Source organism: Streptomyces sp. NPDC001515, from assembly GCF_053597115.1.
The window spans coordinates 138107-150136 of the sequence record NZ_JBSFHN010000006.1 but is presented as its reverse complement, the minus strand read 5'-3'; the positions used below and the strand labels follow the sequence as shown (position 1 = coordinate 150136).

Sequence of the window (12030 nt, the reverse complement as noted above, 5' to 3'; positions counted from 1 at the left end):
AACCGGACGGGCCCGGCGCGCCCGCGCCCGGTCCGGGCGGGAGCCCCGGGGGAAACGACGGCGCCGCGGCCGCCGTCCGGAGGGACGGCGGCCGCGACGGCGAAGCGGCCGGGTCAGGCCATCGCGCCACCCGTCGCCTGACGGCGGCGCAGCTTGTACGCACCGACGCCGACGCCACCGAGGAGCAGGAGCGAACCCGCGGCCAGGCCGCCACCGGTCATGGCCATCGCGCCACCGCCGGTGTGCATGCCGCCGCTGGGCTTGTCCTTCTTCCAGCCCTCGTCCGTCTTGCCGCCCTCGTCGTTGCCCGGCTGCCACTCCTTGGCGACCGTGGACGACAGCGCGCCACCACCGGCGTGCATGCCGCCGCTGGGCTTGTCCTTCTTCCAGCCCTCGTCGGTCTTGCCGCCCTCGTCGTTGCCGGGCTGCCACTCGGTGACGGCCTTCGCGAGGGCGCCGCCGCCGGTGTGGACGCCGCCGCTGGGCTTGTCCTTGTACTTGCCGCCCTCGTCGTTGCCGGGCTGCCACTCCGTGACGGTCTTGGCGAGGGCGCCGCCGCCGGTGTGGACGCCGCCGCTGGGCTTGTCCTTCTTCCAGCCCTCGTCCGTCTTGCCGCCCTCGTCGTTGCCGGGCTGCCACTCCGTGACGGCCTTCGCGAGGGCGCCGCCGCCGGTGTGGACGCCGCCGCTCGGCTTGTCCTTCTTCCAGCCGCCGTCCTCGCTGCTGGAGGACGAACCGCTGTCGTGCTCCCAGTCGCCGGCCGCGAGGGCGTAGGCGGACGGAGCGGTGAGGGTCAGTACGGCCGAGACGGCGGCCGTGGCGAACAGTGTGCGGGCAGAGCGCATCTGAACACGTGTCCTTTCGTCGCGACTGCGGAGCGTGACGGAATGTCAGCCCAGAGGGACGCAGCGGCTACGTGATCCACCGTCAGCCCGGATTCCGGGGGGCGCCATCGGAGACCTCCGCATTGGAGCGACGGCATGGGCCCAATGAGTGGCCGGATCCGGATAATCACCCGTTGGACGGCACGCCGCGCCGCCCGGAGGTTTGGCGGGGACCGCGTCCCCCGTTCGCTCGACGGTGCCCCACCGCCGTACGGGGCACAGGACACGGCCCACCGGCACCGGAGCCGCGTACGGCACAACCCCCTCGACCGCGAGGAGTACCTGATCCGCACCGGCACCGCGGGCGGTCCGGGCCGACCCGCGGGGCCCACCGCCCCGTCAGTTCAGCAGCGCCCGCGCCGCCCTGGCCTGGTGGCGCACCGATTCCGCTGCGGCCGGATCGACCGCCCCGACCACCTCCGCGTACGCGTCCATCTCCGCCGCCCCGCGCCGGAACTCCCCGGACTGCACCAGCAGCCGGGCCCGCTCCAGGCGCAGGGCGGCCGGATGCGAGGGCAGCAGCAGCGACAGCTCCACCGCCCACAGCCCCACGTCCGTGCGCTCCGGGCGGGCCGCCGCCCAGGCCCGGATGTTGTTCAGGATCCGCAGCACGATCTCCAGCGGCCGGGCCGGCTCCCGCGTCGCCGCGTCGAGCCGCCCCCCGGTCGCCCCCGTCACCAGCAGCTCCGCGTCCTCCTGGGACAGCGGCCGGCCCCCGGCGAACGGATCGGCCAGCACCCCCTCGGCCGGATCGCCGAAACCGACGACGAAATGGCCCGGCAGCGCCACCCCGTACACCGGGGCCCCGGCGCGCCGCGCCACCTCGATCCACACCACCGACAGCAGGATCGGCAGCCCGCGCCGCCGCCGCAGCACCTCGTGCAGCAGCGAGGACTCCAGCCGCCGGTAGTCCGCCGCCGCGCCCTCGAAACCGTGCCGCTCGCCGAGCAGTTCGGCCAGCGCCGACGCCCAGGCGCGGCCACCGCGCAGCCCGTAGGGCAGGTGCCCGGCGAGCGTGTCCAGCTCGATCTGCGCCGCGTCCATGGCGGCGGTGTCCAGCGCGGGATCCGCCTCCGCCGCCAGCAGCAGACAGAGCAGCGCCAGATCCGGCCGCTCCGCCCGCGCCTCCTCGGCGAACCTGCGCCGCCGCGCCTCCCGGCCGTTCTCCTCCCCGGCCACGGCTACGCCGCCCGGAAGTGGTGGTACAGGTGGTGCGTCGCGAAGCCCATCCCGTCGTACAGGGAGCGGGCGCCGTCGTTGTCCGTCTCGACCTGGAGCCAGGCGGCCGAGGCGCCCTCGTCCGCCGCCTGCCGGGCGAGCGCGGTCATCACGGCGGTGGCCAGCCCCTGTCTGCGGTGCTCGGGGGCCACCTCCACGGCCATGAAACCGGCCCACCGCCCGTCCACCACACAGCGCCCGATCGCGGCGGGCGCCGCGTCGCCCGCGTCCCCGGGCACGGTCGCGAACCACACCGAGGGCCCGCTGCCCAGCACGGCGGTGACCTCGGGCCCGGGGGCGGTGGAGCGCTGGTAGCGGGAGAGCCAGGCGTCGTCCACCGCGCGGCTCAGCCGCACCCGGCCCACCTCGGCCGGCAGATCGGCGATCGGGGCGAGCGCCGCGATCCGCACCTGGGCCGAGACCTCGCGCCGCCAGCCGTGCTCCTCCAGTCCCGCGCACAGCCGCTCCTGGGTGTCCCCGGCGCCCGTCGCCGCCTGCACATAGGCCGGCAGGTTCCGCGCCGCGTACCAGTGCCGGACCCGTTCCAGGGCCTCCGGCAGCGGCAGGCCCGGATCCCCGAGCGGCAGGGCGGAGTTGGCGCGCCGGGTGAACCCGGCGGCGGCGCGCAGCCGCCACTCGCCCAGCGGCTCGCTCTCCAGCGGCTGCCAGGCGCGCGCGTACACGGCGGCCAGTTCGGCGAAGGAGGCCGCGGGGCCGCGACGGCGCGCGGGGGCGGCCGGCACCACCTTCCCCGCCACCAGAGCCGACGCGTCGATGCGGACCGACACCCCGTCCTTGGGTGTGACGGACAGCACACCGTCATTCCAGGATGTGAGAACTCCGACCGTATCGGTGAATTTCGCACCCTCGGGGCCGCCTTCGGTCAGGCGTCGGACCGATACCCGTTTACCCACGTCAGCCGGTGCAATTCGGACCTCCAGCCGTCCGCCCATGGTGAATTCCACAGCTCTGTCCGCCCCTCCTGTTCGGATCGTGCCCGGGAACGGAGATACTAGGTGCGGGCATCGACGACGCCGCGCTCCCGCGCGAGAGCCAACGCCCTACCGAGGAGGAACGACAGCGTGACCTACGTCATCGCGCAGCCTTGTGTCGACGTCAAGGACAAGGCCTGCATCGAAGAGTGCCCCGTCGACTGCATCTACGAGGGCAGCCGGTCCTTGTACATCCACCCGGACGAGTGCGTCGACTGTGGAGCCTGTGAGCCGGTCTGCCCGGTCGAGGCGATCTTCTACGAGGACGACACCCCGGAGGAGTGGAAGGACTACTACAAGGCGAACGTCGAGTTCTTCGACGACCTCGGGTCGCCGGGTGGTGCCTCCAAGCTGGGTCTGATCGAGCGCGACCACGCGTTCATCGCCGCCCTGCCGCCGCAGAACCAGTAGCAGCGTCCCGGCACGTGCGTCACCCCGGTCCCGTACGGCTCGCTCCGTACGGGACCGCGGTGTTTCCCCGCCGTCCCGGGCCACCCCGAGTGCACCCCGTACGAGAAAGCAGAGATCCGTGTCCGCAGTCTCCTCCCGTCTCCCCGTCTTCCCGTGGGACCGGCTCGCGCCCTACAAGTCGACGGCGGAGAGCCACCCGGACGGCATCGTGGACCTGTCCGTCGGCACGCCCGTCGACCCGGTGCCCGAGCTGATCCAGCGGGCGCTGGTCGCCGCGTCGGACAGCCCCGGCTATCCGACGGTGTGGGGGACGGCCGCGCTGCGGGACGCGCTCACCGGCTGGGTGGAGCGGCGCCTGGGCGCCACCGGCGTCACCCACGCGAACGTGCTGCCGGTCGTCGGCTCCAAGGAACTGGTGGCCTGGCTGCCGACCCAGCTGGGCCTGGGCCCCGGCGACCGGGTCGCCTACCCGCGCCTCGCCTACCCGACGTACGAGGTCGGCGCCCGGCTCTGCGGCGCCGAGCCCGTGGTCTACGACGACCCGACGGAGCTGGACCCGGCGGGCCTCAAGCTGCTCTGGCTCAACTCGCCGTCCAACCCGACCGGCCGGGTCCTCGCCAAGGACGAGCTGATCCGCGTCGTCGCCTGGGCGCGCGAGCACGGGGTGCTGGTCTTCAGCGACGAGTGCTACCTGGAGCTGGGCTGGGAGGCCGAGCCGGTCTCCGTGCTCCACCCGGACGTCTGCGGCGGTACGTACGAGGGAATCGTCGCCGTCCACTCGCTGTCCAAGCGGTCCAACCTGGCCGGCTACCGCGCCGCGTTCGTCGCGGGCGACGCGGCCGTGCTGGGCGAGCTGCTGCTGATCCGCAAGCACGGCGGCATGATGACGCCCGCGCCCGTCCAGGCGGCGACCGTCGCGGCGCTCGGCGACGACGCGCACGTGGCCGAGCAGCGCCGCCGCTACGCCGACCGCCGCGCGGCCCTGCGCTCCGCCCTGGAGTCCCACGGCTTCCGGATCGAGCACAGCGAGGCGAGCCTCTACCTGTGGGCCACCCGCGACGAGCCCTGCTGGGACACCGTGGCCCACCTGGCCGAGCGGGGCATCCTGGTGGCGCCCGGCGACTTCTACGGACCGGCGGGCGACCGCTTCGTGCGCGTGGCGTTCACCGCCACCGACGAGCGCGTGGCCGCCGCGGTCAAGCGGCTGGGCTGAACGCGCCGAAGGGCCCCGGGAGCGACCGCTCCCGGGGCCCTTCGCGCGGGTGCGGGTCAGCCGCCGATCGGCAGACCGCCCATGAGCTGGCCGCCGCCCGAACCGCCCTTGGCCGCGCCGCCGAGGGCGTTCGCCGCCCCGCCCTGCACGGTCTTGCCGACGCTCGCGGCAGTCGGGGCGGCCTGCTTGCCGGCCTCGCCGAGGGTCTTGCCCGCCACCGGCAGCGCCGTGTCGACGACCTTGGCGCCGGCCGGTCCGGCGACGTCGCCGGCCGCGCCGTTCACCGCCTGGCCGAGCCCGGCGCCCTCGACGCTGGTGAGGCCGCCGAGCTCCGGGGCCAGCTCCGCGGCGCTCGCGGCGCCGGCCGCACCGACCACGGGGGCCGCACCCGCCGCGAGCAGCAGCGCGGTACGGGCGATCCGGCGGGTCAGGGGGAGAGACATGATGCTCCTTCGACGGGGAGGGGAAAGTCGTGTTGTCCGTGGACCGGACGCCATGACAACCGCCCCGGGGCAGGGGGAGGTTGCGGTGCCCCCGGGTAAAGACTGAGTAACGCGTCACATAATCCACAGCGGAGGAACCCGGGCGGACCCGGCATTCCGCAGCCCCGTGCCGAACCGTCACTTCCCATGCGTCCCAAGGGAAACAGCCGCTGCGCGAGACGCCGGGCGCACGACCGCCCGGCCCCCGGCGGCGCACACGACGGATCCCCCGGGCGGGCGACAGCTCGTACGGGGGTTCGCTGGGCGGATCGGGGGTCCGCGCGCCCCGGGTGCCTGCCGGTTTCCGGCCTACCGCACGAGGCGCGTCCGCCCCGTTGTGCGCCTGATGCACGAGGCGCATCCGCACGGTCGTGTGCCTACCGCACGAGGCGCATCCGCACCGTCGTGGTGCCGGACGCCTTGCCGCCCTCCGCGCGCTCCGTCCGCCAGCCCGACTCCGACGTCCACTGCCGGCCCGCGTACGCCACCTCGTCGATGCCCAGCGCCTCGGACTGCGCCACCGCCCAGTGCGCCAGCTCCCAGCCGTGCTGCGGGGCGCCGCCCTTCGCCGGGCGGTCGGCCCGGCCCACCGGCACGGAGAGCGCCGCCGGGTCCGCCTTCGCCCCGGCTGCCCCGCCCGCCGCATCCGCCGCCTCCGGGAGGACGCCCTTGCCGAAGGAGCGGACGAGCGCGCTCCGCAGCTTCTCCGGACGGCCGGTCCCGGCCGTGCTGCGCGGCGGCTCGCAGTTCAGCGCGGCCGGCGTGCGGCCGGTCAGCGCGGCGGCCAGTAGCGCGGCGTCCGGCTCGTGCTTCGCGTACGCCTGCGGGAAACCGCTGCGCTGGACGCGCTGCGCGGCGACGGTGAGCGGCAGCCGCGAATAGCCCGGCACCTCCGCCAGATGCGCGTAGAACTTCCCGGCCGAGTACACCGGGTCCATGATCTGCGCCTCCGTGCCCCAGCCCTGCGAGGGACGCTGCTGGAAGAGGCCCAGCGAGTCCCGGTCGCCGTGCTCGATGTTGCGCAGCCCGGACTCCTGCATCGCCGTCGCCAGCGCGATCGTCACGGCCCGCTCCGGCATGCCGCGCGTGGTGCCCACCGCGGAGATCGTCGCGGCGTTCGCCGCCTGCTCGGCCGTCAGCCGGTACGTCCGCGAGCCGCCCGGGGAACCGTCGGCCGACTCCACCGCGCACTGCTCCGAGCCCCGGCCGCCGGTCAGATACTGCGCGGTCAGATAGCCGGCCACGGCGACGAGCACGGCGAAGGCCGCCGTGAGGCGCAGACGGCGGCTGCGGGCGGTGTGTCGGCGGGCGGGAGCAACGGTCCGGGGCACGGGGCCACCGTACGCGAGCCGCCTGTGGCTGTCCGGGGCCCGGTTCCCCCCGCGTACCCGGGGAAGGGGGCCCGGTCAAGGTATTAGGGTCGTGGCCATGGCCGACAGCACCCTTGACCTCACCCTGGACGGACCCGCGCTCACCGCGCGGCTCGTCGACTTCCCCTCGGTCAGCGGGGAGGAGAAGGACCTCGCCGACGCCATCGAGTCGGCGCTGCGCACCCTCGGACACCTCACCGTGGACCGGCACGGCAACAACATCGTCGCCCGGACCCACCTGGGCCGCGCCGAACGCGTCGTCCTGGCCGGCCACATCGACACCGTGCCGATCGCGGACAACGTGCCCTCCCGGCTCGACGCGGACGGGCTGCTCTGGGGCTGCGGCACCTCCGACATGAAGTCGGGCGTCGCCGTCCAGCTGAGGATCGCCGCGACCGTGCCCGAGCCCAACCGGGACCTCACCTTCGTCTTCTACGACAACGAGGAGGTCGCCGCCCACCTCAACGGCCTCGGCCACATCGCCGAGGCCCACCCCGACTGGCTGGCGGCGGACTTCGCCGTCCTCCTGGAGGGCTCCGACGCCGAGGTCGAGGGCGGCTGCCAGGGCACCCTGCGCGTCTTCCTGCGGCTGGAGGGGGAGCGGGCCCACTCCGCGCGCAGCTGGATGGGGTCCAACGCCGTCCACGCCGCCGCCCCCGTGCTCGCCCGGCTGGCCGCGTACGAACCGCGCCGGCCGGTGATCGACGGCCTCGAATACCACGAGGGCCTCAACGCCGTCCGCATCGAGGGCGGCGTCGCCACCAACGTCATCCCCGATGCCTGCACCGTCGTCGTGAACTACCGCTACGCCCCCGACCTCACCGAGGAACAGGCCCTGGCCCATGTCCACGAGGTCTTCGAGGGCTGCGGCGTCGCCGAGTTCGTCGTCGACGACCACTCGGGTGCGGCCATGCCCGGCCTTTCGCACCCGGCGGCCAAGGCGTTCATGGAGGCCGTCGGCGGCACCGCCCGGCCCAAGTTCGGCTGGACGGACGTCGCGCGCTTCGGCTCGCTGGGCGTCCCCGCGGTGAACTACGGCCCCGGCGACCCGATCCTCGCCCACAAGCGCGACGAGCACGTCCGGACCGACCGGATCGTCCACTGCGAGGAACGGCTCCGCTCCTGGCTCACCAGCTGACCCACGGCATTCCCCTGTCCGTAACCTCCGGCGATCTACGCTGGGCGTGAGACGGGGCGCCGCAGGACGCCCCCGACGTCGGCGGAGGGAGCAGGTCATGGGCAACCCCGAGGATGCGCGGATCCCCGAAGGTGCGGAGATCCCCGAGGGCGCGGTCAGGCCGGAGGAACAGCGACTCGGCCCGGTGCTGCGCCGCAGGGACCAGGTGCAGCCGGGCACCACCGATCAGCGGCTGCTGGACTCCGAGGGCGATTCGGAGTGGGTGCACACCGACCCCTGGCGGGTGATGCGCATCCAGTCGGAGTTCGTCGAGGGCTTCGGCGCGCTCGCGGAACTGCCGAGCGCCATCAGCGTCTTCGGCTCGGCGCGCACCGCCGCGGGGACCCCGGAGTACGAGGCGGGCGTGCGCATCGGCCGGGCGCTGGTCGACGCGGGCTTCGCGGTGATCACCGGCGGCGGCCCCGGTGCGATGGAGGCGGCCAACCGGGGCGCCCGGGAGGCCGGTGGCATCTCGGTGGGCCTCGGCATCGAGCTGCCCTTCGAGTCGGGGCTCAACCCGCACGTCGACATCGGGGTGAACTTCCGTTACTTCTTTGTCCGGAAAACGATGTTTGTCAAGTATGCCCAGGGCTTCGTCGTGCTTCCCGGCGGCCTCGGCACCCTCGACGAACTCTTCGAAGCGCTCACCCTGGTCCAGACCGGCAAGGTCACCCGCTTCCCCATCGTCCTGTTCGGCACGGAGTACTGGGGCGGGCTCGTCGACTGGCTCCGCACCACCGTGGTGGCCCAGGGCAAGGCGTCGGACAAGGACCTGCTGCTCTTCCACGTCACGGACGACGTGGACGAGGCCGTCAACCTGGTGACCAAGGAGGTCGGCCGGTAGCGCGGACCCGGCGACGGCGCGGAGCCACCGGCCCCGCCCCGTTCCCGCCCGCCGTCGCCGTTACGCCAGTCCGCGCCGGGCGACGGCGGGCGCCCGGTGACCGGCGATGGACGCCACCATGTCCAGCACCTCGCGGGTCTCGGCCACCTCGTGCACCCGGTAGACCCGCGCCCCCAGCCACGCGGACACCGCCGTCGTCGCCAGCGTCCCGAGCAGCCGCTCCTTGACCGGCCGGTCCAGCGTCTCGCCGACGAAGTCTTTGTTGGAGAGCGAGACCAGCACCGGCCACCCCGTCTCCGCCATCTCGCCGAGCCGCCGGGTGGCCTCCAGGGAGTGCCGGGTGTTCTTCCCGAAGTCGTGACCGGGGTCGATCATGATCCCGTCCGGCCGGACGCCCAGTGCCACGGCCCGGTCGGCGAGCCCCGTGGTGACCCGCAGGATGTCCTCCATCACGTCCGCGTACCCCGCCCGGTGCGGCCGGGTGCGCGGCTCGGCGCCGCCCGCGTGGGTGCACACCAGCCCCGCCCCGTACCGGGCCGCGACCTCCGCGAGCTTCGGGTCGACCCCGCCCCAGGCGTCGTTCAGCAGATCCGCGCCCGCCTCGCACACGGCCGCGCCGACGTCGTGGCGCCAGGTGTCGACGCTGATCACCACGTCCGGGTGGCGTCGGCGGACCTCCGCGACGAAACCGACCGTGCGGCGGGCCTCCTCCTCGGCGGTGACCTCCTCGCCGGGTCCGGCCTTCACCCCGCCGATGTCGATGATCGCGGCGCCGTCGGCCACCGCCCGCTCGACCCGCTCCAGCGCGGGCTCGTCGTCGAAGGTGGCGCCCTGGTCGTAGAAGGAGTCGGGGGTGCGGTTGACGATTGCCATGATCACCGGTTCGTGCGCGCCGAACTCGCGCCGCCCCAGCCTGAGCGCACCGCTTCGCATCCCGTGTCTCTCCTTCGAATCCGCCCGGACGATCGCCCCCAGGGCCGACTGCGACCCTAACTGTCGGTCCCACGTGGCACGATCGGACCCGGACGAATTCCGCTCCCGGGGAGATACGCGTGTTCTGGTTCTTGCTGCTCGCGATGGTGGTGGTCGTGGCCGCGGTCACGCTCGCGGTGGTCGGCGGAGGGAGGAGCGCCATTCTTCAGGACGTGGCGCCCGAACTGCTGACCGACCCCCTGCCCGAGAGCCGCCCGGTCGGCCGGGCGGACGTGGAGGCGCTCCGGCTGCCCGTCGCCCCGCGCGGCTACCGGATGGCGGACGTGGACGACGCGCTGAGCCGGCTCGGCGCCGAGCTGGCCGAGCGCGACGCCCGGATCGCCGAGCTGGAGTCGGCCCTCGCCGGCGCCCAGGCGGTCCGCTCCGGCGGGCCCGACCTCCTCAAGGAGACGGACGAACGCCCCGCGGCCCCCTGGGAGGCCCCGGAGCGACCCGCGGCGCCTCCGGCTGCGCCCGGGTCCGACGAGGAGGACGGCCGATGAGCGGCGGGCCCGAACCGGCGGCCGACGGCCGTCCGCGCTGCCCGTGGGGCCTGTCCACCGAGGACTACCTCACGTACCACGACACCGAATGGGGCCGCCCGGTCCACGGCGACGACGCCCTGTTCGAACGGCTCTGCCTGGAGGCATTCCAGTCCGGCCTGTCCTGGCTGACGATCCTGCGCCGCCGCGAGGGCTTCCGCTCCGCCTTCGCCGGGTTCAGCATCCCGAAGGTCGCCGAGTTCACCGACACCGACCGGGAGCGGCTCCTGGCCGACGAGGGCATCATCCGCAACCGCGCCAAGATCGACGCCACCCTCGCCAACGCCCGGGAGCTGGCCGGCTGGGCCGAGGGCGAGCTGGACGAGCTGATCTGGTCGTACGCCCCCGACGCGGCGGCCCGCCCCGCCCCGCGCACCCTCGGCGACGTGCCGGCCGTCACCCCGGAGTCCACGGCCCTGGCGAAGGACCTCAAGAAGCGCGGACTGCGCTTCATCGGCCCGACCACGGCCTACGCCCTGATGCAGGCCTGCGGCTTGGTCGACGACCACCTCGCGGAGTGCGTGGCCCGGGGCGGGGGCGGGCCGGCGGTCTAGCGGCCGACGTACTTCGGGTTCCGGTCCTTGTCGAGGAATGCCTGGACCGCGATCGCGTGGTCCTCCGAGACGCCCGCCGCGGTCTGGAGTTCGTCCTCCTTCTCCAGGGCCTCGTCCAGGCTGTGGGAGGCGCCGTAGGCCAGGGACTCCTTGAGCGCGGCGTAGGCCACGGTGGGGCCGGCGGCCAGGGTGCGGGCCACGGCGGTCGCCTCGGCGAGGAGGTCGGCGGCGGGGACCAGGCGGTTGACGATGCCCAGGTCGTAGGCGTCCTGGGCGGAGATCGAGCGCGGGAAGAGCAGCAGATCGGCGGCGCGGCTGTGGCCTGTCAGCCGGGGCAGCGTCCAGGAGACGCCTGAGTCCGCCGTGAGGGCGACCCCGGCGAACGAGGTGTTGAACGAGGCGGTGTCGGCGGCGATCCGGTAGTCGCAGGCGAGCGCGAAGCCGAGGCCCGCGCCGGCCGCCGCCCCGTTGATCCCGGCCACGACGGGCTTCCGCATGCCGGTCAGCGCCCGCACGATGGGGTTGTAGTGCTCCCGCACCGTGCTGAGCGCGTTGCCGCCCTCCGTCTCCCGGGCCTCGGCCAGCTTGCCCAGGTGCTCCTTGAGGTCCTGGCCGACGCAGAAGGCGCGCCCGCCGGCCGCGGTGAGCAGGACCGCCCGCACGGCGGTGTCGGCCTCCGCCGTCCGCAGCGCGTCACGCAGGGCCACCTTGGCCGCCGTGTTCATGGCGTTCATCGCGTCGGGGCGGTTGATCGTGACCGTCGCCAGCCCGTCGCTGACCTCGTAGAGCACGGCGTCCTCGTGATCGGCCATCTGCGGCCCCCTTCGCGTCTCGTTCACCAAGCGTGTCCAGGCAAGCATGGCCGACTTCGGCGGAGGCCGACATGTGAGCTGCGTCTAACATTTCCGCTCCGATGGTGGGCGGAAGGTGGGGGGAAGAGGGCGGAGTATCGCAGCCGGATCGCCGAATTGGGTGGTTTTGACTGAGCGCGTTGCGCAAGCGATGCAGAGCGATGTTGGTCATTGGGGCCGGTGATGCGGGATAATGGCCTGGAAGCAATGTGTTCGATGCCGGTGAGGCAGCGCCTGTCATGGGGCCGCCGGTTGCGATTGAGCTGGTTTCAGGAAGGGGAACGAGCATGGCGGCCATGAAGCCGCGGACGGGCGACGGCCCGCTCGAGGTGACAAAGGAGGGGCGGGGCATCGTCATGCGCGTTCCGCTCGAAGGCGGCGGTCGGCTTGTTGTGGAGCTGACGCCGGACGAGGCCGATGCACTCGGCGATGCCCTCAAGAAGGTCGTCGGCTAGTACCGCGTCCACACTTCACCACTGCCCGGCACGGCATCCGTGCCGGGCAGCGGTGCGTCCGGGGG

At 73.8% G+C, this 12030-nt stretch carries 14 protein-coding genes; 7 read left to right on the top strand and 7 right to left on the bottom strand.

Annotation, left to right across the window (positions count from 1 at the left end; genetic code table 11):
* Positions 1-113 precede the first annotated feature (113 nt).
* The 3 genes from ACWCXC_RS09500 to ACWCXC_RS09490 form a co-directional block, all read right to left on the bottom strand.
* On the bottom strand, positions 114-845 hold the full coding sequence (locus ACWCXC_RS09500) for a hypothetical protein (RefSeq protein WP_450887756.1): 732 nt from the start codon (positions 843-845) through the stop codon (positions 114-116).
* Between the two features lie 378 nt (positions 846-1223).
* A complete protein-coding gene (locus ACWCXC_RS09495) occupies positions 1224-2063 on the bottom strand; it encodes a transglutaminase family protein (RefSeq protein ID WP_450887754.1) in 840 nt (279 codons plus the stop codon).
* A gap of 2 nt (positions 2064-2065) precedes the next feature.
* Positions 2066-3067: a GNAT family N-acetyltransferase gene (locus ACWCXC_RS09490; RefSeq protein WP_450887752.1), complete on the bottom strand. Its 1002-nt coding sequence runs from the start codon at positions 3065-3067 to the stop codon at positions 2066-2068.
* Positions 3068-3184: 117 nt separating this feature from the next.
* Between ACWCXC_RS09490 and fdxA the strand changes: the two genes are divergently transcribed.
* Both fdxA and ACWCXC_RS09480 read left to right on the top strand, forming a co-directional pair.
* Positions 3185-3505 carry a ferredoxin gene (fdxA, locus tag ACWCXC_RS09485; RefSeq protein WP_014154250.1) on the top strand — a complete coding sequence of 107 codons (321 nt, stop codon included), beginning with the start codon at positions 3185-3187 and terminating at the stop codon, positions 3503-3505.
* Between the two features lie 118 nt (positions 3506-3623).
* Complete coding sequence (locus ACWCXC_RS09480; protein ID WP_450685727.1) at positions 3624-4718, top strand: bifunctional succinyldiaminopimelate transaminase/glutamate-prephenate aminotransferase; 1095 nt, start codon at positions 3624-3626, stop codon at positions 4716-4718.
* A 56-nt stretch (positions 4719-4774) separates the two neighbouring features.
* Here the strand turns inward: ACWCXC_RS09480 and ACWCXC_RS09475 are convergent, their stop codons facing one another.
* Together ACWCXC_RS09475 and ACWCXC_RS09470 are read right to left on the bottom strand one after the other, a co-directional pair.
* On the bottom strand, positions 4775-5161 hold the full coding sequence (locus ACWCXC_RS09475) for an ATP-binding protein (protein WP_450685726.1): 387 nt from the start codon (positions 5159-5161) through the stop codon (positions 4775-4777).
* Between the two features lie 416 nt (positions 5162-5577).
* Complete coding sequence (locus ACWCXC_RS09470) at positions 5578-6531, bottom strand: hypothetical protein (RefSeq protein ID WP_450685725.1); 954 nt, start codon at positions 6529-6531, stop codon at positions 5578-5580.
* Positions 6532-6628: 97 nt separating this feature from the next.
* Here ACWCXC_RS09470 and dapE point away from each other — a divergent pair, with 97 nt between their 5' ends.
* Both dapE and ACWCXC_RS09460 read left to right on the top strand, forming a co-directional pair.
* The gene (gene dapE, locus ACWCXC_RS09465) at positions 6629-7708 is read left to right on the top strand and encodes a succinyl-diaminopimelate desuccinylase (protein ID WP_450685724.1); all 1080 of its coding nucleotides are present in this window, start codon (positions 6629-6631) and stop codon (positions 7706-7708) included.
* Between the two features lie 97 nt (positions 7709-7805).
* On the top strand, positions 7806-8591 hold the full coding sequence (locus ACWCXC_RS09460) for an LOG family protein (RefSeq protein WP_450685723.1): 786 nt from the start codon (positions 7806-7808) through the stop codon (positions 8589-8591).
* 60 nt (positions 8592-8651) lie between these two features.
* Here ACWCXC_RS09460 and folP read toward each other — a convergent pair whose 3' ends face one another.
* Positions 8652-9524, bottom strand: coding sequence for a dihydropteroate synthase (folP, locus tag ACWCXC_RS09455; protein ID WP_450685722.1), 873 nt, complete (start codon positions 9522-9524; stop codon positions 8652-8654).
* A 119-nt stretch (positions 9525-9643) separates the two neighbouring features.
* On the opposite strand from folP, the gene ACWCXC_RS09450 reads away from it, so the two are divergent.
* Together ACWCXC_RS09450 and ACWCXC_RS09445 are read left to right on the top strand one after the other, a co-directional pair.
* On the top strand, positions 9644-10066 hold the full coding sequence (locus tag ACWCXC_RS09450; RefSeq protein ID WP_450887748.1) for a hypothetical protein: 423 nt from the start codon (positions 9644-9646) through the stop codon (positions 10064-10066).
* The gene (locus ACWCXC_RS09445; protein WP_450887746.1) at positions 10063-10659 is read left to right on the top strand and encodes a DNA-3-methyladenine glycosylase I; all 597 of its coding nucleotides are present in this window, start codon (positions 10063-10065) and stop codon (positions 10657-10659) included. Before ACWCXC_RS09450 ends, ACWCXC_RS09445 begins: the two co-directional genes overlap by 4 nt.
* Here ACWCXC_RS09445 and chcB read toward each other — a convergent pair.
* On the bottom strand, positions 10656-11471 hold the full coding sequence (gene chcB, locus ACWCXC_RS09440) for a 2-cyclohexenylcarbonyl CoA isomerase (protein WP_450685719.1): 816 nt from the start codon (positions 11469-11471) through the stop codon (positions 10656-10658). The two genes, ACWCXC_RS09445 and chcB, sit on opposite strands and share 4 nt — an antisense overlap.
* A 326-nt stretch (positions 11472-11797) precedes the next feature.
* Between chcB and ACWCXC_RS09435 the strand changes: the two genes are divergently transcribed.
* Positions 11798-11965 (top strand): DUF3117 domain-containing protein, encoded by a 168-nt coding sequence (locus tag ACWCXC_RS09435; RefSeq protein ID WP_003966491.1) that lies wholly within the window; start codon positions 11798-11800, stop codon positions 11963-11965.
* The last annotated feature ends 65 nt before the right edge of the window (positions 11966-12030 follow it).